Source organism: Mycolicibacterium gilvum (genome assembly GCF_900454025.1).
Taxonomy (GTDB): Bacteria; Actinomycetota; Actinomycetes; order Mycobacteriales; family Mycobacteriaceae; genus Mycobacterium; species Mycobacterium gilvum.
The window spans coordinates 3,245,938-3,270,209 of record NZ_UGQM01000001.1; the positions used below are offsets into that span (position 1 = coordinate 3,245,938).

Below are 24,272 nucleotides of genomic sequence, written 5' to 3' on the forward strand. Positions count from 1 at the left end.
GACCGATGGAGCGTAGAGACCGCGCATATCCACTGACGCGCGCACAACTGGACATCTGGCTCGAGCAGGAGATGGGCCACTTCGGGGCGGAGTGGCAGTTCGGCCTGCTGGTCGACATCGACGGCCCGGTCGAGCTCGACGCGCTGCAGTGGTCGATCGGGCGGGTCATCGGCGAGGCCGAGCCGGTACGGGTCGCCGTCTTCGAAGAAGACGGGCGGGTCTATCAACAGGTGATCGAGCATCCCGACGTCGAGCTCGAGTTCCACGACCTGAGCGACGCCCCCGACCCTGGGCGCGCCGCGCGGGAGCTGGCGCTGACCATGCAGCGCACACCCATGCCGTTCGAGGGCCCTCTGTTCCGATTCGCGTTGATGCAGACCGGATTCGACGAGTACTCGTTGTTCGCGTGCTTCCACCACATCGTGATCGACGGGGCCGGGCTCGGACTGATCGGCAACCGCATCGCAGCGGTCTACTCCTCGATCGTCATCGGAGAACCGGTCCCCGCCGCGTTCTTCGGCTCGCTGCAGGACCTGGTCGACTGCGAGAGCGACTACGAAGCCTCCGGCGACTACCGCGCCGACGACGCCTACTGGTCCTCGCATCTGCCCGGCGCTCACGGATCCGCTGTGCAGCAGGCTGCCGACTACGGTGATCCGAACGCGATCTCCACCCCCGTACAGTTCGACCCCACGGTCATCCGGCGGGTTCAGGAACTCGCCGACGTCTGGAACATCCCCCGTGCGTCGGTTCTGACCGCCGCCTGCGCGCTGATGATGCCGGGCGGACGGGCCGCCGATGCCGAGGTCGTCCTCGACCTGCCCGTCAGCAGGCGGGTGCGCCCGGAGACGAAAACCCTGCCCGCGATGGTCGCCGGTGTCGTCCCGCTGGTGTTGACCGTGTCGGCCGGATCCTCGGTCGCCGACTTCTGCGCGCACACCGACAGTCAGATCCGAGAGGCGTTGCAGCATCAGCGATTCCCCGTCCATGCGCTGGAGCGCAAGGTCGGCGACGCCGATCAGCGGGCAGGCCGGCTGGTGCTCGACTTCCTGCCGCACTCGTTCTCCCTGGACTTCGGCGGAGTCGCGGCAACGGCATCGATGACGAACTCGGGCTTCGTCGGCGGCTTCGGACTGATCTTCTCCGGTTCCGGGGACGAGCTCTTCCTCAGCACGCTGGGCGCCGGCCGGTTGTTCTCCGACTCCGACCCCGCCGCCCTCGTGCGACGGTTGGAACGCGTCCTGGTCTCGATGGCGGCCGACCCAACCCGTCGGCTGTCGTCGATCGATGTCCTCGACACCGCCGAGCACACCGAAGTCGCGGCATGGGGCAACCGCGACGCGTCGTCCGAGGGCGGCGCGTCGACGCTGGCCGCGGCGTTCCGCGCTGCGGCGGCGCGCACCCCCGATGCGGTGGCCGTCACCTTCGACGGCACATCTGTGACGTATGCCGAGCTGGACCTCATGTCGAATCGTGCCGCGGCCGCTCTGGCCGGCCGCGGCGTCGGTCCCGGTGACCGGGTGGGTCTGCTGATGCCGCGCTCGGCCGAGGCGGTGGTGGCGATGGTCGCGATCGTGAAGACCGGTGCGGCCTATGTGCCGATCGATCCGGCCGTCCCCGAGGCGCGACGGGAATTCGTGCTCGACGACGCCGCGCCGAGCGCGGTGGTCACGACGGCAGAACTGTGCGCGAGAGTCGACGGCCGCAACCGCGAGGTCCTCGACATCGCCACGCTGACCACCGAGGACTCTTCGGGGGACTCCCCGGTCCCGGTCGCCGCGCCGACCCCGGATGACACCGCGTACGTGATCTACACCTCGGGCACCACCGGCACCCCGAAGGGGGTGGCCGTGCCGCATCGCAACGTGATCCGACTGCTCGCCACCCTGGACGCGGAAATGTCGCTGTCCGAACAGGTCTGGTCGCAGTGCCACTCACTGGCCTTCGACTTCTCGGTGTGGGAGATCTGGGGTGCTCTGCTCTTCGGGGGCCGCGTCGTCGTCGTCCCCGACGCCGTGGTGCGGTCGCCGGAGGAACTGCACGCGCTGCTGGTCACCGAGGAAGTCGGCATTCTGAGCCAGACGCCGTCGGCGTTCTACGCACTGCAGGCGGCCGACGCCCTGGCGCCCGACCTGGGCCGCCGTCTGCGGCTCGACGCCGTGGTCTTCGGCGGCGAAGCGCTGGAACCGCACCGTCTGGCGCCGTGGATGGCCGCCCACCCCGACGCACCCCGGCTGATCAACATGTACGGCATCACCGAGACGACGGTGCACGCATCGTTCCGGGAGATCACGCCCGCCGACCTCGAGCACACGGTCAGCCCCATCGGCGTTCCGTTGGCGCACTTGAGTTTCTTCGTCCTCGACGCCTGGCTACGTCCCGTGCCGGCCGGGGTGGTCGGGGAACTGTACGTGGCAGGGGCCGGCCTGGCCGACGGCTACATCGGGCGATCCGCGCTCAGCGCAACGCGATTCGTCGCCTGCCCGTTCACCAGGCCGGGTCACCGGATGTACCGCACCGGCGACCTCATGTGCTGGGGTCCCGACGGCGAGCTGCGCTACATGGGCCGCAGCGACGAACAGGTCAAGATCCGGGGCCACCGCATCGAACTCGGCGAAGTCCAGGCCGCGTTGGCCGCACTCGACGGAGTCGATCAGGCCGAGGTCATCGCCCGTGAGGACCGGCCCGGCGACAAGCGCCTGGTCGGGTATGTCACCGGCGCTTCCGCGCTGAATCCGGCCGCCCTGCGCGCAGCGCTGACCGAGCGGCTACCCGCCTACATGGTGCCGGCCGCGGTGGTGGTGATCGACACGATCCCGCTGACGGTCAACGGCAAGCTCGACACCCGCGCGCTGCCCGCACCCGAGTACCAGCACTCCGCCCTCTACCAGGCTCCCACCGACGCCGTCGAGGAGATCCTCGCCGGGATCTACGCCCAGGTACTGGGACTCGAGCAGGTCGGGGTCGACGAATCCTTCTTCGAGCTCGGCGGCGACAGCATCCTGTCGATGCAGGTGGTCGCCCGTGCACGCGCGGCAGGAGTGCTGTGCCGGCCGCGCGACGTGTTCGCCGAACAGACGGTGGCCCGGCTCGCGCGCGTCGCGCGGGTGGCCGACGGCGAGACCACCACGACCGACGACGGAATCGGTCCCGTTCCCGCGACGCCGATCATCCACTGGCTCCGGGAAGCCGGGGGAGCGGTCGACCAGTTCAACCAGACCGTCGTGGTGCAGGCACCGGCCGGGGCCACCGAGGCCGATGTGGCGGTGCTGTTACAGGCGTTACAGGATCGCCACCCGATGCTGCGACTGCAGGCCGGTGGCAGCGGGGACGACTGGACCCTACGCGTGCCCGAAACCGATGAGACACAGGCACAGTCGTGCCTCATCACCGTCGACGCGCTGACCGACGACGCCATCGCCGCGGCTCGTTCGGAGCTGAATCCGGCCACCGGAACGATGATCCGTGCGCTGTGGGTGCCCGCGACCGGCCGGCTGGCCGTGATCGCCCACCATCTGGTCATCGACGGTGTGTCCTGGCGGATTCTGTTGGAGGACCTGAACCTCGCCTGGTCCCAACATCGGGCGGGCCGGCCGATCACGCTCCCCGAACCCGGAACGTCGTTCGCCCGGTGGGCGGCACTGCTGTCCGACCACGCGCACCGACCGGACGTGGTCGCCGAGGCCGATCTGTGGCGCCGGATCGCCGATACGCCCGCGGAACTGCCTGCGCCGAGCCCCGATACGGACACCTACGACACCGCGGGCACCCTGTCGGTCGAGCTGGATCCCGGCAGCACCGAGATGCTGCTCGGGGAGGTCCCGACCGCATTCCACGCCGGCATCGACGACATCCTGCTGATCGCGTTCGGTCTTGCGTACGCAGAGTTCCTCGGCACGCTCGGTGTGTCGCCGACACCGGTCTGCGTCGACGTCGAGAGCCACGGACGCCACGACGAGCTGGTGTGCGGGCTCGGCGACGGCGCGGCCGACGACGGTGTCGACCTGTCCCGCACCGTGGGCTGGTTCACTGCGAAGTATCCGGTCGCGGTCGAGGTCGGCGGCTTGACCTGGGCGCAGGTCGTCGCTGGCGATGCACGCGTGGGGGAGGCCGTCAAGTCGGCCAAGGAGCAGCTCCGCGCACTACCCGCCGGATTGAACTACGGGGTTCTGCGCTATCTCAACGACGACGTCGACCTCGACCTTCCGGATCCACCGATCGCGTTCAACTACCTGGGCCGCCAGGGGGCGACGTCGGGGCAGGCGGACGGGGCCTGGGCGATCCGGCAGGACGGTTGGTCGGTCACCGACGCCGCGGCCGCCGTACCGATGCCGCTGCGGCACACCGTGGAACTCAACGCCGCAACCATCGACACGGGCGACGGACCGCGACTGCGTGCCGGCTGGACGTGGGCGTGCTCGATCCTCAACGAGGCCCAGATCAGCAGGTTGTCCGGTCTCTGGTTCGACGCGCTGACCGGCATCTGCACGCACGTCCGGTGCGGCGGCGGAGGACTGACACCGTCGGACATCGCGGTCGGCCTCAGCCAGCAGCAGATCGACGAGCTCCAACGGCAATATGCGGATCGCTGACGTCCTGCCCCTGACGCCACTGCAGCAGGGGCTGCTGTTCCTTGCCGGCACAGCAGAGCGCGGCGACGACGTCTACGCGGTGCAGCTCTACATCACGTTGTCGGGTCCGCTCGACCCCGAGCGCTTGCGCGCCGCGGTGCAGACGGTCGGCACCCGGCACCCGCATCTGAGCGCGCGGTTCTCGCAGCAGTTCGCCGAGCCCGTTCAGATCATCCCCGCCGATCCCGAAGTACCTTGGCGCGCTGTGGATCTCACCGGGTCCGGCACCGGAGCCGACGCGGATCTCGAGCGGATTTGCGCCGAGGAGCGGGCCGCCGTCTGCGATCTGGCGGAACAGCCGGCCTTCCGGGCCGCCCTGATCCGCACCTCGTCCGACGAGCACCGCTTCGTGCTGACCAACCACCACATCGTGCTCGATGGCTGGTCGCTGCCGATTCTGCTCGGGGAGTTGTTCGCGGCCTACCTCGGACGGCGACTGCCCGCGGCGGTACCGTACCGGCGCTTCGTCAGCTGGCTGACGGGCCGCGACCTCGACGCCGCGCGCAGCGCGTGGGCGGAGGTCCTGGCCGGGTTCGAGACCCCGACCCTGGTGGGTCCGCCCGGTCAGGTCAGGCCGGGGCCCCGTGAGGTCGCCACGTTCGGCATCTCCGAACAGACCACCGTCGCGGTCGGGGAGCTGGCCCGCACGAGTCACACCACGGTCAGCACGGTCCTGCACGCGGCCTGGGCGCGGGTGCTGATGTCGGTGACCGGCCAGCGAGACGTCACCTTCGGCACGACGGTGTCCGGTCGGCCCGCCGAGGTGTTCGGCGCGGACTCGATGGTCGGCCTGCTGATCAACACAGTCCCCGTCCGGGCCCGGATCACCGCGACCACATCGACGGCCGATCTGCTCGACCAGCTGCAACACACCTACACCCGCACGCTCGACCACCAGCACCTGGCGCTCAGCGAGATTCACCGGGTCACCGGTCAGGACCACCTCTTCGACACGTTCTTCGTCTACGAGAACTACCCGGTCGACGCGGCCGCGCTGCCGGCGGACGACGGCCTGGCCGTGACCGGGTTCGCCCACCGCGAATACAACCACTACCCGGTGGCAATCCAGGCTCTGCCGGGCAGCGAACTGGGATTCCGCGTCGAATTCGACACCGAGGTCTTCGACGCGACCGCCGTCGCGACCCTCATCGGCCGGCTCGAGCGGGTCCTGGCCGCGATGGTCGCTGATCCCGAGCGGCCGCTGTCCTCGGTCGACGTGCTCGACGACACCGAATGCGACCGCCTCGACGCGTGGAGCAATCGCGCAGCGCTGACGCTACCGAGCCGCGCACCGGCGACGATCCCGGCGATGTTTGCCGCGCAGGTGGCGCGCGACCCGCACGCGGTGGCACTGACATGTGGCACGCGGTCCTGGACCTACGAGGAGCTCGACGACATCACCACCCGGTTCGCCGAACTCTTGTGCGTCAGGGGGATCGGTCCCGGAGAACGGGTGGCGCTGCTGATGCCGCGCACGGCCGAGGCGATCATGGCCATCCTCGCGGTCCTCAAGACCGGGGCCGCGTACGTACCGATCGATCCCGCCGCTCCTGACGCGCGGATGCGGCTGGTCCTCGGCGATGCCGCACCGGCTGCGGCGATCACGACGTCGGAGCTGGCATCCCGGCTGGACGGCCAGGGTCTGCAGATCGTCGATGCCGACGAGATCCTCTCTGGCTCCGAGAGCCCCGTGTCGATGCCGACCGGACCTGCTCCCGACGACCTGGCGTACCTCATCTACACCTCGGGGACCACAGGCGTGCCCAAGGGGGTGGCGATCACCCACGACAACGTCGCGGCCCTGCTCGGAGCGCTCGCGGACCACGTCGAGCTCGCGGGTCAGGTCTGGTCACTGTGGCACTCGCTGGCCTTCGACGTGTCGGTGTGCGAGATGTGGGGTGCGCTGCTGCACGGCGGACGTCTGGTGGTGGTACCCGAGTCGGTGGCGCGGGTGCCCGAAGAGTTCCACGCGCTGTTGGCCGCCGAGACGGTGACCGTGCTCAGCCAGACCCCGTCGGGGTTCTACGCACTGCAGACCGCGGACACCTTGCGGCCCGACACGGGTCGCCGGCTCACCCTCGAGGCGGTCATCTTCGCAGGGGAAGCGCTGGAACCGCAACGCCTTCGAGCCTGGCGAGAGAATCACCCCGACGGGCCCCGCCTGCTCAACCTGTACGGCACCACCGAGACCACCGTGCACGCGTCCTTCCGGGAGATCTGCGACGACGACCTCGGCCGCGACGTCAGCCCGGTCGGCGGCCCGCTGCCCGGCCTCGCGTTCTTCGTCCTGGATCAGTGGCTGCGGCAGGTGCCGGCCGGCGTGGTCGGCGAACTGTACGTGGCAGGACCACAGGCGGGCCTCGGCTACTGGCGCCGGCCCGAGCTGAGCTCGACACGTTTCGTCGCGTGCCCGTTCACCGACCGGCCGGGCGAACGCATGTACCGCACCGGGGACCTGGTGTGGTGGGGGACCGACGGGCAATTGCGGTACGTCGGGCGGGCCGACGAGCAGGTCAAGATCCGCGGCTACCGCATCGAGATCGGCGAGGTGCGCGCGGCGCTGGCCGCCGTGGACGGCGTGGCGCAGGCGGTGGTGATCGCCCGCGAGGACACCCCCGGAGACAAGCGGCTGGTCGGCTACATCACCCCGACATCGGCTGCGCCGGATCCCGCCGCGGTGCGCGCGGCGTTGGCGCACCGACTGCCCGAGTACATGGTGCCGGCGGCGATCATGGTGATCGACGAGCTGCCGCTGACCGTCAACGGCAAACTGGACCGCCGGGCGTTGCCGGCGCCGGAGTATCAGGGCAACGACGCCTACCGCGCACCGACGACCGCGATCGAGGAGATCCTCGTCGGGATCTACTGCCGCGTACTGGGTGTCGAACGCGTGGGCGTCGACGACTCGTTCTTCGATCTGGGTGGGGATTCACTGTCGGCGATGCGTCTCATCGCCTCGGTGAACTCCGGTCTGAACACCGGACTTTCGGTGCGGACGCTGTTCGAGGCGCCCACGGTGGCCCAGCTCGCTCCGCACATCGGGTCGCACGCGGGCGGGCTGGCCGCGCTGACCGCCGTCGAACAGCGACCCGACGTGATCCCGTTGTCGTTCGCGCAGAACCGGCTCTGGTTCCTCGACCAGCTCCAGGGGCCGTCGCCGACCTACAACATGCCGGTCGCCCTGCGCCTTCACGGGCAGGTGAATGTCGAGGCCCTCGGCGCCGCGCTGGCCGACGTCGTGGCACGGCACGAGAGCCTGCGGACACGCTTCACCGCACCCGACGGGGTACCGCGACAGGTCGTGATCCCCGCCGCGGAGGCCGATTTCGGCTGGGAGGTCGTGGATGCGGCCGGCTGGTCGGACACCGACCTGGACGACGCCGTCGGTGAGGTCGCACGCCACCCGTTCGACCTGTCCACCGAGGTTCCCATGCAGGCCCGGCTGTTCCGGCTCAGCGACGACGATCACGTCGTGGTGGCGGTGGCACACCACATCGCCGCGGACGGCCTGTCGGTGGGTCCGCTGGTCCACGACCTCGGGGTGGCCTACCTGTGCCGGCTCGCCGGTCTGGACCCGGTGTGGACCGATTTGCCGGTGCAGTACGTCGATTACACGCTGTGGCAGCGAGCCCAGTTCGGCGACTTCGACGATGAGAACAGCCTGATCGCCGGCCAACTGGCCTACTGGCGGGATGCGTTGGCGGGCATGCCGGAACGGGTGCAGCTGCCGACCGACCGCCCCTACCCGCCGGTGGCCGATCAGCGCGGGGCCGGGCTGTCGTTCCGCTGGCCCACAGACGTCCAGCAGCGCATCGCCGAGGTGGCACGCGAGCACAACTCGACGAGCTTCATGTTGGTGCAGGCCGCGCTGGCGGTCCTGCTGTCCAAGCTCAGCGCCAGTTCCGATGTGGCCGTGGGCTTTCCGATCGGCGGTAGGCGCGACCCCGCACTCGACGAGTTGGTCGGTTTCTTCGTCAACACCCTGGTGCTGCGGGTCGATCTCTCCGGCGACCCGACCGTCGCCGAGCTTCTCGCGCAGGTCCGTCAACGCTCACTCGCAGCCTACGAGCATCAGGACGTTCCGTTCGAGGTGGTGGTCGAGCGGCTGAGCCCCACGCGGTCGCTGACCCACCATCCGCTGGTGCAGGTCATGCTCGACTGGCGAAATCTGCCCGCCGAAGCCAGTGACCAGATAGTCCTGGCGCTCGGCGATCTGCAGATCTCGCAGATTCCGTTGGCCACCGACACCTCCCGGGTCGATCTGGCCTTCTCCCTCAACGAGCGCTGGACCCGTGCCGGTGAGCCCGCCGGGATAGGAGGTGCGGTCGAGTTCCGTACCGACGTCTTCGACAGCACGACCATCGAAACACTGGTGCAGCGACTGCTGCGGGTGGTGACGGCGATGATCTCGGACCCGAGCCGTCGGCTCTCGGCGGTCTCGGTCCTCGACGACGCCGAGAGCGCCCGACTCGACGCGATCGGCAACCGGCAGGTGCTGACCGCCCCTGCGCCGCAACCGGTGTCGATACCGGAGCTGTTCGGGGCACGGGCCGCCGCGTCCCCGGATGCCGTCGCGGTGACCTGTGGTGACCGGTCTTTGACGTACGGCGAACTGGAGACTTCGGCGAACCGGTTCGCCCACCTGTTGATCGACCGTGGGGTGACTGCAGGCAGCTGCGTGGCGTTGCTCCTGGAGCGCTCGGCCGAAGCGGTGGTGGCGATGCTGGCCGTACTCAAGGCCGGCGCGGCATACCTCGCGATCGACCCGGCGCTGCCCGCCGCCCGTGTCGGGTTCATGATGGCCGACGCCACGCCCGTCGCCGTCGTCACCACCGCCGGTCTGCGGTCTCGGATCGCCGGTCACGACGCGACGATCATCGACCTCGACGATCCCGCTGCAGCAGACAGTTCCTGTACGCCGCCGCCGGCCCCGTCCGCTGACGACATCGCGTACCTGATCTACACCTCGGGGACCACCGGCACCCCCAAAGGTGTCGCACTCGCACACCGAAACCTGGCACACCTGGCCGACTCGCCGCCCGAAGGTCTTCCCGCGCATCAGGTGTGGACCCAGTGTCACTCGTATGCGTTCGACTTCTCGGTGTGGGAGATCTGGGCCGCGCTGCTCGGCGGCGGGCGCCTCGTGGTGGTTCCCGACCCCGTGGTGCGTTCCCCCGAGGAGTTCCACGCGCTGTTGGTCGACCAACAGGTCAATGTGCTGACCCAGACGCCGTCGGCGGTGGCGGCCCTGCGCCCCGAGGGCCTGGAGTCGGTGGCGCTGCTGCTCGGCGGCGAGGCCTGCCCGCCGGAGGTGGTGCAGCAGTGGGCACCCGGGCGGGTGGTGATCAACGCCTACGGCCCGACCGAGATCACCGTGTACGCGTCGATGAGCGCGCCGCTCACGGTCGGAGCGGAGGTGCCGATCGGCGCACCGCCGCCGACCGCGGCACTGTTCGTGCTCGACGAACGGCTGCAGCGGGTGCCCGAGGGGGTCGTCGGCGAGCTCTACGTCGCGGGCCGCGGCGTCGGCGTCGGCTACGTCGGCCGGACCGGGCTGACCTCAGCACGTTTCGTGGCCTGTCCGTTCGGTGGCGCCGGCACGCGGATGTACCGCACCGGCGACCTTGTGCGGTGGCGGGCGGACGGCCAGCTCCAGTACGTCGGGCGCGCCGACGAACAGGTCAAGATACGTGGCTACCGGATCGAGCCGGGTGAGGTCCAGGCTGCGCTGGCAGCCCTCGACGGCGTCGAGCACGCGGTGGTGATCGCCCGCGAGGACAAACCCGGGGACCCGCGTCTGGTGGGTTACCTCACCGGCACTGCCGATCCGGCCGCTGTCCGCGCCGCACTGGCCGAGAAGCTCCCCGCCTACATGGTGCCCTCTGCGGTGGTGTCGCTGCAGGCCCTGCCGCTGACGGTCAGCGGAAAGCTCGACCGCCGCGCACTCCCCGCGCCCGACTACCAGGATGCCGGAAACTACCGTGCGCCCAGGACTCTCGCCGAGGAGGTGCTGTGCGGCATCTTCGCCGGTGTGCTCGGCGTCGAGCGCGTCGGCGCGGACGATTCGTTCTTCGATCTCGGTGGCGACTCCTTGTCGGCGATGCGTCTGATCGCCGCGGTCAACGCCGACACGGGCGCCGCACTGACCGTGCGATCGGTCTTCGAAGCTCCGACCGCCTCGCAGCTGGCCTCCCGGCTCGGGGCGGGTGAGGGTCACCTCGAACCGCTGACCCCCCAGGAGCGGCCGGCCGTCGTTCCGCTGTCCTTCGCCCAGAATCGGCTGTGGTTCGTCGACCAGTTGCAGGGGCCGTCCTCGGTGTACAACCTGGCGGTGGCGCTGCGGCTTCGAGGTCCGCTCGACGCCGACACGCTGGCGGCAGCGCTCGGCGATGTGGTGGCCCGGCACGAGAGCCTGCGCACGCGGTTCGCCGCACCCGACGGGATTCCGCGTCAAGTCGTGGTTCCCGCCGAGGAGGCCGATTTCGGCTGGGAGGTCATCGACGCACAGGGTTGGCCGGCGTCCCGGGTGGAGCAGGCCGTCGAGGGGACAGCGACGGAGAGCTTCGACCTGGCCACCGGGATTCCGCTGCGGTCCAAGCTGTTCCGGCTGGCGGCCGACGACCATGTGTGGGTGGCGTTGGTCCACCACATCGCGGCTGACGGCTGGTCGATCGGTCCGTTGGTCTCCGATCTCGGGATCGCCTACGCGCAACGGTGCGCCGGCCGTGCGCCGGGATGGCCCGACCTGCCCGTGCAGTACATCGATTACACGCTGTGGCAACGTGCGCAGTTCGGTGAGCTCGCCGACGCCGACAGCCGGATCGCCAAGCAGCTGGCCTACTGGGAGGAATCGCTGGCGGGTCTGCCGGAACGGCTGGCTCTGCCGACCGACCGGCCCTACCCCCAGGTCGCCGACCAGCAGGGCGCGACCGTCACCGTGGACTGGCCGGTCGAGTTGCAGCGCCGGGTCGCCCGCACCGCGCGACAGCACAGCGCAACCAGCTTCATGGTGGTCCAGGCGGCCCTCGCCGTCCTGCTCGGCAAGCTGAGCGCCACTTCTGATGTGGCGGTGGGCTTCCCGATCGCCGGCCGGCGCGATCCGGCCCTCGACGGACTGGTCGGCTTCTTCGTCAACACGCTGGTGCTGCGCGTCGATCTCGACGGCGACCCGAGCGTCGCCGAGGTGCTCGACCAGGTGCGAACCCGGTCGTTGGCCTCCTACGAACACCAGGACGTCCCCTTCGAGGTGGTGGTCGAACGGCTCAATCCCACCCGGTCGCTGACCCACCACCCGCTGGTGCAGGTCCTGCTCGCCTGGCAGAACCTGCCCGCCGACAGCAGCGATCCGTCGACCGCGGGGTTGTCGCTCGGCGATCTCGAGGTCACCCAGATGCCGGTCAACACCGGGGCCGCGCGCGTGGACCTGTCGTTCTCGCTGGCCGAGCGGTTCAGCGGCACCGGAAATCCCGCCGGCATCGGCGGGTTCGTGGAGTTCCGCACCGACGTGTTCGACGCGTCCACGATCGAGACGATGGTGCACCGGCTGCAGCGGGTGCTGCTGGCCATGACCGACGACCCGCAGGACCGGTTGTCGACGATCGATGTGCTCACCGGCGACGAGCGTGCCCGGCTGGACGCTTGGGGCAACCGCGCGGCACTGGCGGCGAATGTGGCTGCGACACCGTCCATCCCGGCGGTCTTCGCCGAGCAGGTCGCCCGCACCCCCGACCTGACGGCGATGTGCTGCGGATCGCGGACGTGGACCTACCGTGAGATCGACGAGGCGTCGACCCGGATGGCACATGTGCTCGCCGGTCGCGGTGTCCGCGCCGGCGACCGGGTGGCGTTGCTGCTGCCCCGTACCGGAGACGCCGTCATCGCGATCCTGGCGGTCGTGAAAGCCGGTGCGGCGTACGTCCCGATCGATCCGGCGGTGCCGGCGGCGAGGCGCGAGTTCGTGCTCGCCGACGCCACCCCGGTCGCGGTCATCACCACCGCTGCCCTCGCCGACCAGCTGGGTTCTCCCGACCTGCAGGTCATCGTCGCCGACGGACCGGACGCCCACGATGTGGTGCCTCGGTCCGCCGCTCCGCTTCCGGTGCCGGACACCGACGACATCGCCTACATCATCTACACATCGGGCACCACGGGCACCCCGAAAGGTGTTGCCATACCGCACCGCAACGTGACCCGTCTGCTCAAAACCCTGGACGCGGAGATGGGCCTGGCCGGACAGGTCTGGACTCAGTGCCACTCCCTGGCGTTCGACTACTCGGTGTGGGAGATCTGGGGCCCGCTGCTTTTCGGCGGTCGCCTCGTCGTGGTGGGCGATCCCATCGTCCGCTCCCCGGAGGACTTCCACGCACTGCTCGCCACCGAGCAGGTGACGCTGCTCAGCCAGACGCCGTCGGCGTTCTACGCGCTGCAGGCCGCCGACGCGTTGCACCCCGGACGACGACTCGCGCTCGAGGCCGTGGTGTTCGGCGGGGAAGCGCTTGAGCCACAACGGCTCACGCCGTGGCTGGAGTCGCACCCCGACGCGCCGCGCCTGATCAACATGTACGGCATCACCGAGACGACGGTGCACGCGTCGTTCCGGGAGATCTTCGCCGCGGACGTCGAGAACACGGTCAGCCCCATCGGGGTGCCGCTGGCCCACCTCGGTTTCTTCGTCCTCGACAGCTCGCTGCGGCCGGTGGCCCCCGGTGTGGTCGGCGAACTCTACGTCGCCGGCGCGGGGCTTGCGTACGGTTACGTCGGCCGTCCCGAGTTGAGCGCCACCCGATTCGTCGCGTGCCCGTTCGGCACTCCCGGACAGCGCATGTACCGCACGGGCGATGTGATGTGCTGGGGCAGCGACGGGGAGCTGCGCTACCTCGGACGCGCCGACGAACAGGTCAAGATCCGTGGTTATCGCATCGAGCTGGGCGAGGTGCAGGCAGCCCTCGCCGCGCTCGACGGTGTCACTCAGGCGGAGGTGATCGTCCGCGAGGATCGGGCCGGCGACAAGCGTCTGGTCGGCTACATCACCTGCGGCGACACCGCCGTGGACCCCGCCGAGGCTCGTGCGGCCCTCGCGGATCGACTGCCGGAGTACATGATTCCCGCCGCCATCGTGCCCATCGACGCGATGCCGCTGACGGTCAACGGCAAGCTGGACAAGAGAGCGCTCCCCGCGCCGGAGTACCGGGACCGTGACGTGTACCGCGCTCCTGCCACCGAGGTCGAGGCGATCCTGGCAGGCATCTACGCCCAGGTTCTCGGGTTGGCGCGGGTCGGGGTCGACGAGTCGTTCTTCGAATTGGGCGGCGACAGCATCCTGTCGATGCAGGTGGTCGCCCGCGCACGCGCGGCAGGAGTGCTGTGCCGGCCGCGCGATGTGTTCGTCGAGCAGAGCGTGGCCCGGCTGGCCCGGGTGGCACGGGTCGCCACCGGCATCGGCGCCGCGGTCGACGAGGGGGTCGGCGCGCTGCCGGCGACGCCGATCATCCACTGGTTGCACCAGGTACAGGGACCGGTGGACCAGTTCAACCAGACCGTCGTGGTGCAGGCCCCGGTCGGGGCGGACGAAGCGGACGTGACCGCGGTGTTGCAGGCGGTCCTGGATCGCCACGCGATGCTGCGGCTCCGGGTGCACGACGACGGCGCCGGCGGCTGGTCGCTCGACGTTCCCGAACCGGGCGCGGTGGACGCCCGCTCCTGCCTGGTGACCGTCGACATGCTCACCGACGACACGGTCATCGCGGCCCGGGCGCGATTGAACCCCGCCGCGGGGGCGATGGTCAGCGCAGTGTGGGTGCCGACCGCCGGTCAACTCGTGGTGATCGCCCACCATCTCGTCGTCGACGGGGTCTCGTGGCGAATCCTGGTGGAGGACTTCAACCTTGCGTGGGCACAGCGCCGCGGCGGCCAGCCGGTGGAGTTGGCGGCGCCGGGGACCTCGTTCGCCCGGTGGTCATCGGTGCTTGCCGAGCACGCCCGTCGCCCCCAGGTCGTGGCCCTGGCCGACGCGTGGCGCGCGATCACCTCCTCGCCGGCCTTCCTGCCGCCGGTCCGCCCTGACGTCGACACCTATGCCAACGCCGGAAGTCTGGCGGCAGAACTCGACGCCGAGACGACCCGGCTGTTGCTCGGGGAGGTTCCCGCCGCGTTCCATGCCGGCATCAACGACATTCTGCTGATCGCGTTCGGGTTGGCGCTCGCGGAGTTCGCCGGGACGCTGGCCGAAGGTACGGCGCCGATCGTCATCGACGCAGAAGGCCACGGTCGGCAGGAGGAGCTGGACCCCGACGTCGATCTGTCCCGCACCGTCGGATGGTTCACGACGAAGTACCCGGTGTCGATGTCGTTCGGGGACGGGCTGACCTGGGACCGGGTCCAGGCCGGGGACGAGATTCTGGGCGCTGCGGTCAAGAGCGCCAAGGAGCAGCTGCGCCGTCTTCCCGACGGTCTGACCTATGGCCTGCTGCGCTACCTCAACGACGACGTCGACCTCGACGGCGCCGATCCGCCGATCGGTTTCAACTATCTCGGACGGCTCGGATCCGGCGTCGGCGAGACGTCCGGGGACATCTGGGAGATCCGGCAGGACAGCTGGTCGGTGACCGGCGCCGCCGCCTCGATCCCGATGCCGTTGATGCACAGCGTGGAACTCAACGCCGGCACGGTCGACACCGGCGACGGTCCGCGACTGCGCGCCGGGTGGTCGTGGGCGCTGTCGGCACTGGACCATTCCGCGGTCCACCGGCTCAGCGAGTTGTGGTTCGACGCGCTCGTCGGCATCAGTGCCCACGTCCGAGGCGGCGGTGGCGGCCTGACCCCGTCCGATGTTCTGCCGGCCAGGCTGACCCAGCGCCAGCTCGACGATCTGTGCCGGTCCTGCGCCGTCGCCGATGTGCTGCCGCTGACACCGCTGCAGCAGGGACTTCTGTTTCACGCCGACGTCGCGCACCACACCGGCGACGACGTGTACGCCGTGCAACTGGACGTCACGTTGAGCGGGCGACTCGACCCGCACCGGCTCCACGACGCGGTGCGCCAAGCGGTGCAGCGCCACCCCAACCTGGTCTCCAGGTTCTGCAGCCGCTTCGACGAGCCGGTACAGATCATCGCCGCCGAACCCGAGACACCCTGGCAGTACCTGGATCTGAGCGGCGAGGAGCGAGTCGGACAGACACTCGCCGAGGTCTGCGCCCGTGAACGCGCGGCGGTGTGCGATCTGACCCGCCAACCTCCCTTCCGGGCGACCCTGATCCGCACCGCACCCGACGAGCACCGTTTCGTGCTGACCAACCACCACATCGTGCTCGACGGATGGTCGCTACCGATCCTGCTCGGCGAGATCTTCGCCGGGTACTACGGACAGTGGCTCCCCGCCGCGACGCCGTACCGCAGATTCTTCAGCTGGCTGCACGATCGCGATCTGGATGCCGCCCGCGCCGCATGGGCCGAGGAGCTCGCCGGTCTCGACTCCCCGACGTTGATCGGACCGCCTGACCGGTTGCCGCCGGGTCCGCGGCGGGTCGGGTCGTATCTGCTCTCTGAGCAGACCACCCAGGCGGTCGGCGAGCTGGCGCGTGCGCATCAGACCACCGTCAGCACGGTGCTGCAGGCCGCATGGGCTCTGACGCTGGGGCGGCGGACCGGCCGCCGGGACGTCTCGTTCGGCGCCGTGGTCGCAGGGCGGCCCGACGAGGTCGTCGGGGTCGACTCGATGGTGGGTCTGTTCATCAACACGGTGCCGGTCCGGGCCACGCTCACGCCGGCGACGACCACGGCGGATCTGCTCGACCGGTTGCGCAACAGCCGCAGCCGCACCCTCGACCACGAACATCTGGCGCTCAACGAGATTCACCGGCTGTGCGGACTGCCGCAGCTGTTCGACACCGTGTTCGTCTACGAGAACTATCCGACCGACGCGGCGAAGCTCTCCGGTGACGGGGGATTGGCGGTCACGGCACTCGCCAGCCGGGACCACTACCACTACCCGCTCGCGATCCAGGCGGTGCCCGGAACCGAACTCGATCTGCGTGTCCAATACCGCTCGGATGTGTTCGGCGACGCGGAGATCGAGGAACTGATGGGTCAGTTCACGCGGGTGCTGGTGGCCATGATCACCGATCCGAGCGCGCCTCTGCTGTCCTCCGATCCGTCCGCCGGCATCGAACGCGACCTGCCGGCGCCCGGAGCACCCGTCGCCCGCACGTACGGCACCGGCGAGAGTCGCGCCGCGGCAACGCCTGTCGAGCAACAGCTGTCGCGCGTGTATGCCGAGGTGCTCGGGGTCGAGCACGTCGACGTCGACCGCTCGTTCTTCGACCTCGGCGGCGACTCGCTCGCCGCGATGCGTGCGATAGCCGCGATCAACGCGACGCTCGGCGTGGACCTGTCTGTCACCGCGGTGTACGACGCCCCGACGGTCGCGATGCTCGGCCGTGCGGTGGAGTCAGACGGCTGACGACGGCACGACCGTCACCACACACACGGCACGAGGCGGTATCGCACCTTGCGGGTGTAGTCGCGATAGCCCGCCAGCTCCTGTGCCAGCAGAGTTTCCTCGTCACGGATGCGTGACGCCAGCACGAGCAGACCGGGGACGACGAAGACCAGCGCCCAGTACGATCCCAGCGCGAGCGGGATCCCGAGCAGCATGATCACGTTGGCGGTGTACATCGGGTGCCGCACAAGGCCGTAGAGACCCGTGGAGACGACGTTCTGCCCGGCCTCGACCTGCACGGTCGTGGACGCGAAGTGATTCTGGGTGATCACCAGCACCACCGCGCCGATCCCGACCGCCACCAGAGCACTGCCGAACACGCACAGCGCTGCCGGCACCGTCGACCAGCCGAACCGGTGATCGAGACCGCTGACCACGCACATCGCCCCCAGCGACAGATACAGGCCGGCCATCACGAGCTTCTGCACGGGCCGGGCCTCTGCGACCGGTCCGCCCCGCATTCGCCGTTGCAGCGCTGCGGGATTGGTCAACTGCAGACAGATGCTCGGCAACCACGCCGACAGCGCGAACACCGCCAGGAACAGCCATGCCTGCCAATAGTCGAAGGTGCCCGCGGGCCCGAACACCAACAACCCGAGCGCCAGTGTCTGGACCAGCCCGGACACCAGCACTTTAGAGACGGCTTTCATGATCCTCCTGCTCGGGTGCGAGCCTGCCGCACAACAGTTCCGCCAAGCCACGGATGGTCCCGACGGCCAGATCTCCTGCCGCCAGGCGGATTCCGGTTTCCGCTTCGAGGCGCGTCCGTAGCTCGAGCGCGGCCAGCGAGTCCACCCCGTATTCGGCGAGGGGACGGTCCGGGTCGATGCTGCGGCGCAACACCAGGCTGATCTGATCCGAGATCAGCCGTCGAAGCCTGGTCGGCCATTCCTGCACCGGAAGATCACCGAGTACGGCCAGCAGTTTGCCGGCACCGGCGTCACCGGGTCCGACAGTGCGGAACGCCTCGGCGAACGGGCTACGCCGAGCGACACCGCCCAGTGACGCCGATCCGGTCACCGACGCGTACCCGCTGTAGGTGCGGTCGTGGCGCAACAGCATCTCGAACGCGTAGGCGCCTTCGTCGGGTGAGATGTCGGCGTCGGCTCCGCCGACCGCTCCGCGGGTTCGACCGAGCGGACGCCATGTTCCCCATGCGATGACGGTCGCCGGTCGACCGGTGGCACGCCGCCACCTCGCGAACGAGTCCAGCCAGCTGTCGGCCGCCGCACCGGCACCCCGCCCCGGCGCGCCGAGTAGTGCGTCGGTGGACGAGAAGCAGCAGAACCAGTCCAGCGGTTGCCCGGCTGTGGCGGTGTGAAGGTTCCAGGCCCCGAACACCCTGGGCGCCCAGGCCTGTGCGATCGACTCGTCGGCGAGTTTGGGCACAGGGGCGTCGGCGGTGGTCGTCGCCGCGTGCAGAACCCCGCGGACCGGCAGGCCGGTGGAGGTGGCGACAGCGACCACCTCCCGGGCGGTGTCCGGCTGGGCGATATCACCGCAGTGCACGACGACGTCTCCGCCCATCACCCGGATCAACTCGATCGTCTCGAGTGCTTTGAGAGTGGGCTGCGTGGGGGAGGCCAGCACGATACGTCCGCAACCCGCGTCGACGATCTTCTCGGCCATGAACAACCCGAGATCACTGAGACCGTCGGTGACGATGTACGCACCGTCGGTCCGGAAGACTTGGGCCTGCGCCGGTGGTGTGACCGCATCGCTCTGACCGGTTCGAGGGACGTCCAGGACGAGCTTGCCGGTGTGCTGGGCCGCGCCCATCTCCCGCAGCGCGACCGCGGCGTCGGCCAACCGGTAGTCGGTGTACCGGGCGGGAGGGAGTTGACCGTCGGCGACCATCCGGTACACCGTGCGCAGCAGCGCCCCCGCGCGGTGCGGCTGGCTGAGCGCCATCAGGGCCAGATCGACGTAGAAGAACGACAGATTGTTGCGGAACGGGAACAGGTCGAGACGGCTGTTGCCGTACACATCGCGTTTGCCGATCTCGATGAAGCGCCCGCCGATCGCGAGCAGTTCGACACCGGCGCGCTGAGCCGGACCCGCCAGCGAATTGAGCACGACGTCCACCCCGTACCCGTCGGTGTCCTCGCGGATCTGCGCTGCGAATTCTATTGACCGGGAATCGTAGACATGTTCGATTCCCATGCTGCGCAACAGATCCCGGCGCTCTTCGCTGCCGGCAGTGGCGTAGATGTCCGCGCCGGCGGCACGCGCGATGGCTATGGCCGCCTGACCGACACCGCCGGTGGCCGAATGGATCAGGACGCGGTCCGTCGGGCCGATCCGGGCCAGATCGTGCAGGCCGTACCAGGCCGTCGCCGTCGCCGTCGCCACAGCGACCGCCTGATGGTCGGACAGGCCGGGCGGAAGCGGCACGGCCAGGCGGGCATCACAGGTCACGAAGGTTCCCCAGCAGCCGGCGGGGGAGAACCCGCCGACCCGGTCCCCGACCTGGTGGTCGCTGACATCGGGACCCACCGCGGTCACCACCCCCGCGAAATCCATTCCCAGCTCGGGCATCTCGCCGTCGACGTTGGGGAACCGGCCCATCGCCACCAGAACGTCGGCGAAGTTGATTCCGGACGCGGCGACGGCCACCTCGATCTCACCGGGGCCGGGTGAAGTCCGGTCACACGTGACGAGTTCCAGCGTCTCCAGGTCACCCGGGGTGCGGATCTGCAGGCGCATCCCGTCGCTGTCGTGATTGGCGACCGTGACCTGCCGCTCGTCGGGACGCAGCGGTGCGGCACGCAACCGGGCCGTGTACCAGACAGCATCGCGCCACGCCGTCTCGTCCTCTTCGGAGTCGCTGAGCAGTTGGCGGGCCAACGACGCCGCCTCGGCCGCCCCGTGCACATCGATCAGAGTGGTGCGCAGATGCGGATACTCCGCGCCGAGAACGCGCACCAGGCCACGAAGTGCCCCGAACGCCAGGTCCGGTACGTCACCCGGGAGCACGGTCTGCGCACCGTGGGTCACGACGGCCAACCGGGGGAGCCGGCCGTCGATCGCGGTCACTTCGCGCGCGATGCGCAGCAGGTGCTGAGCCTGCCGGAGACCCTGCACGGTGCAGTCTTCCTGCGGCGCAGCCGTCGTCGTTCCCGTCATCACGACCACTCCGGCGAACTGCCTGTCGCGCAGACGACTTCGCAGGTGTTCGGTGTTCGCCGCCTCGTCGGTACCGCACGTCCAGAACACCGAGGTGCACTCCGCACCGTGCCGCAGCAGCGCATCCGCCAGCGCGGCCGTCGGCACCGCGGCGGTGTCGTCCGCGCCGATCAACAGCCACGCGCCGGCGACGTCGGCTTCGGGTTCCGGTGGACGGCTCTGCTGCCACTCCACGGTCAGCAGCCGCTCCGCGAGCACCCGGTCCCGGTGGGCGCTGTCCGACGAACCCGCACCGAACGACAGTCCCTGCACGCTGATCAGGACCGCGCCGTCGCCATCGAGGACGTCGAGGTCGGCCTCGACACCGGAGCTGTCGACGCGCGTCACGCGGGTATAGCAGTACTGCGCGTGGCGGGGCGCGCCGTGCACACGAAGCCGCTGCACACCCAACGGCATTCCGAGGACGTCTTCGCCCAGGGCCTGCACGTGGGGGCTCGCCGCGACCGACTGGAAACATGCGTCCAGCAGTGCCGGGTGCACTCGGTAGGCGGACTGCTCACCTCGGAGTCCACCGGGCAGCGCGAGCTCGGCCAGCACGGAACCCGTTGCACTGGTGCTGATGTGAAGATCGCCGAGACCGGCGAACGCCGGGCCGTACTGCACACCGAGCCGGTCCAACCGGGCACGTACCTCGTCGCCCGCCGTCACCTGCGGATGGGCGCGCAGCAGTTCGGCGAGCTCGTAGCCTTCCGGCGCCCCGTCCTGCATCGCGCGAAGCACCGCGGTGGCCTGCCGCGCGTGTTCGCCGTTCTGATTCGTCTCGACGACGAAGTCGACGGCGTCGGCGCCCGCCGACGACGTCGACACCCCGAGCGCCGTGTGCTCGTCGAGCGGCAGCGCCTGGACGAACACGAGGTCGCAGACCTCGGCCGGCCCGAGCGCGACTGCCCCTGCCGCCAGGGCCATCTCGCAGTAGGCCGCACCGGGAAGCACGGCGACATCCCGGATGCGATGCTCGGCGAGCCAGCGGTGGGTCGCGGTGCCCACCTCGGCCTGCCACACATACTGTTCGGGCTCCCGCTGCAGACGCACATGCGGCCCGAGCAACGGGTGCGCCGCGACGCTGTAGCCGGTCGGCGTCCGGGATTCACCGGTTTCGTCACTGAGCCACAGGCGACGGTGCGTCCATCGCGGGAGCGGCGCATCGACCAAGCGGCCGCCGGGATAGAGCACGCCGAAGTCGACATGGGCGCCCGCACAGTGGACCTCGGCGACGACGTCGGCCAACCCCTGGCGAGCGACCTCCTCACCGACACCCGCCGGCGTCGCCACGGACACGTCCAGGTTCGCCGCGGTCTGTTCCACGGCGTCGGCCAGGGACCGTCCGAACGGCAACTCCACGAAGACCCGGAACCCGTCCTCCACCGCCGCGCGCACCGCTGCGGCGAACCGCACCGTGCGGCGCAGCGCCTGAACCCAGTACCTGGCATCGCAGAACGGTTCTTCGCGGGGATCGAAACCGGTCGCCGAATAGAACGGCACCGTCGGGGTACGGGGATCGACCGCACCGAGCAGTCCGGTCAGCTCCTTGAGGATCGGATCGAGTTGCGGTGAGTTCGCCGCCACCTCGACCTCGATCGTCCGCGCCTCGACACCGCGCTCCCGCCACTGCGCGACCATCTCGTGGACCCGCTCGGCCGCGCCGGAGATCACCGTCGACTCGGGTGCGGACACCACCGCGATCACGACATCCTTGATCGAGCGCATCGTCAGCTCGGAAAGCACCTGCTTGGCAGGAAGTTCCACCGATGCCATGGCGCCGGCGCCGGCGACGCCCGCCATCAACCGCGAGCTACGGCACACGACCCGCACGCCGTCCTCCAGGGACAGCGCACCGGCGACCACCGCCGCGGAGATCTCACCCATCGAATGGCCGATGACCGCGCCGGGGCGCGCGCCCCCGGCGGTCAGTGCGGCGGCCGCGGCCACGCCGATCGTGAACACCACCGGCTGCACGCGGTCGAAACCCGTGACGTCCAGGGGCCGTTGCAACGCGTCGGTGACCGAGAACCCGGCTTCTGCGGCGATGAGTGGTTCGATCTCGGCGACCGTCGCCGCGAACACCGGATCTGACCGCAGAAGGTCGGCGCCGAGCGCGGCGAACTGTGAACTCTCCCCGCTGAACACCCACACCGGCCCCCGGACACCGTCGCCGACAGACCGGCACCGGCGGAACCGACCTTCGGCGACACCGCGCAGCGCTTCGCGCAACTCCGACCTGTCGCGGGCGAGCACCGCAGTGCGGACCGGACGGTGCGCACGCCGCCGCGCCAGGGTGTACCCCAGATCGGGTAGGGCGACGTCGTCGTGCGCGTCGACCCAGGCGGCCAACCGGTCGGCGGTGCGGGCGAGCTGCTCGTCCGAGGTCGACGACAGCGGGAAGACCAACGGTGCCTGATCAGCTGCGGAATCCCTTGCAGGCGTGGCGTTCTCGTCGCTGTACCCACGGGTGGGTCCAGGAGCCTGCTCCACGATCGCGTGCACGTTTGTACCCGAGGTCCCGTACGCCGACACCGCGGCCCGCCGGGGCAGGCCATCGGTCTCCGGCCACGCGCTGGTCGATTGCGGCACAAAGAGATTCGTCTGGATGCCGGCGACGGTATCGGGCAGCCGGGTGAAGTGCAGGTTTTGCGGGATGGCACCGTGGCGCACCGCGAGGACCGCCTTCATCAGACCGAGGATTCCCGAAGCCGACTGGGTGTGACCGACATTGGTCTTCACCGAGCCGAGCGCGCAGGGTGCGCCCGTCCCGTACACCTCGGCCAGGCTCGCGTACTCGATCGGATCCCCGTCGGGGGTGCCGGGTCCGTGCGCCTCGATCAGACCGATCGTGTGCGCCTCGACTCCCGCGACATCGAGCGCGGCGCGGTACAGCGCGGTCTGCGCGGTCTGCGACGGGGTGGGGAAGTCCCCGCTGCCGCCGTCGTGGTTGGCCGCGGTGGCGCGGATGACGGCGAGGACCCGGTCGCCGTCGCGCAGGGCGTCGGGGAGCCGCTTGAGCAACACGACCGCGACGGCCTCGCCGGTGACGTATCCGTCGGCCTCGGCATCGAAGGCATGACAGCGGCCGGTGGGAGACAGGTAGCTCTGGGCGGTGCCGGCCACGAACTTTCGCGGCTCCAACATGATGAAGGCGCCACCGGCCAACGCCAGGGCGCTCTCACCGTCGTGGAGACTGCGGCACGCCATGTGCACCGCGGTGAGGCCGGACGAGCAGGCGGTGTCCAGCGTCAGTGCCGGACCTCGGAGCCCGAGGGCACGCGATATCCGCCCCGAAGCCATGCCGAGCGTGTTGCCCTCGAACCCGTACGGGCCGGCCATCGCGTCGGAGTCGGCGTTGACCAGCTGATAGTCGAAGTGGCTCAAACCGACGAACACACCGGTCGGAGATTCGGTCAACGACGCCGGGGTCAACCCGGCGTGCTCGACCGCCTCCCACGACGTCTCGAGCAACAGCCGATGCTGCGGGTCGAGCGCAGTGGCCGCCTGCTCGTCGATCCCGAAGAATTCGGCATCGAAGCCCGCGACGTCGTCGAGGAAGGCACCCCACTTCGATGCCGTCCTGCCCGGCACGCGGGGTTCGGGGTGGTAGTACTCGTCGGCGTCCCAACGGTCGCGGGGAACGTCGGTGACCAGGTCCTCGCCGCGAAGCAGCGCCTCCCAGAGGAGTTCGGGCGAGTCGATGCCACCCGGCAGCCGGCACGCCATGCCGATGACGGCGACGGGGACGGGCGCTTCGCGGGTCATCGCGTGGGAACTGGTCGCCGGACGGTGGAGTTTGCCCGAGGATCGGGCAGACCGAATGAAGCCATGTCGTCTCCTCACAACAGCGAGCGTGAGGTTCGCTGTTTCGCCGCGTCCGGGCGCAGATCAGGAACCCGGCATCAATTGACGCAGACGTAGGTTACCCGGTCAAGTGCTGGAATGGCCGCAAGTCGGCACCCGTGGGCCGACGTCAG

General features: G+C 69.7%; 4 protein-coding genes. 2 read left to right on the forward strand and 2 right to left on the reverse strand.

Annotation, left to right across the window (positions count from 1 at the left end):
• Positions 1 to 5 precede the first annotated feature (5 nt).
• Complete coding sequence (locus DYE23_RS30875) at positions 6 to 4,592, forward strand: non-ribosomal peptide synthetase (protein ID WP_172527782.1); 4,587 nt, start codon at positions 6 to 8, stop codon at positions 4,590 to 4,592.
• The gene (locus DYE23_RS15210; RefSeq protein ID WP_172527783.1) at positions 4,579 to 17,088 is read left to right on the forward strand and encodes a non-ribosomal peptide synthetase; all 12,510 of its coding nucleotides are present in this window, start codon (positions 4,579 to 4,581) and stop codon (positions 17,086 to 17,088) included. The genes DYE23_RS30875 and DYE23_RS15210 overlap by 14 nt, the downstream gene beginning before the upstream one ends.
• A gap of 14 nt (positions 17,089 to 17,102) precedes the next feature.
• Here DYE23_RS15210 and DYE23_RS15215 read toward each other — a convergent pair whose 3' ends face one another.
• Complete coding sequence (locus DYE23_RS15215) at positions 17,103 to 17,777, reverse strand: methyltransferase family protein (protein ID WP_115327556.1); 675 nt, start codon at positions 17,775 to 17,777, stop codon at positions 17,103 to 17,105.
• On the reverse strand, positions 17,761 to 24,060 hold the full coding sequence (gene pks2 / locus DYE23_RS15220; protein ID WP_115327557.1) for a sulfolipid-1 biosynthesis phthioceranic/hydroxyphthioceranic acid synthase: 6,300 nt from the start codon (positions 24,058 to 24,060) through the stop codon (positions 17,761 to 17,763). The genes DYE23_RS15215 and pks2 overlap by 17 nt, the downstream gene beginning before the upstream one ends.
• Positions 24,061 to 24,272: the final 212 nt, after the last annotated feature.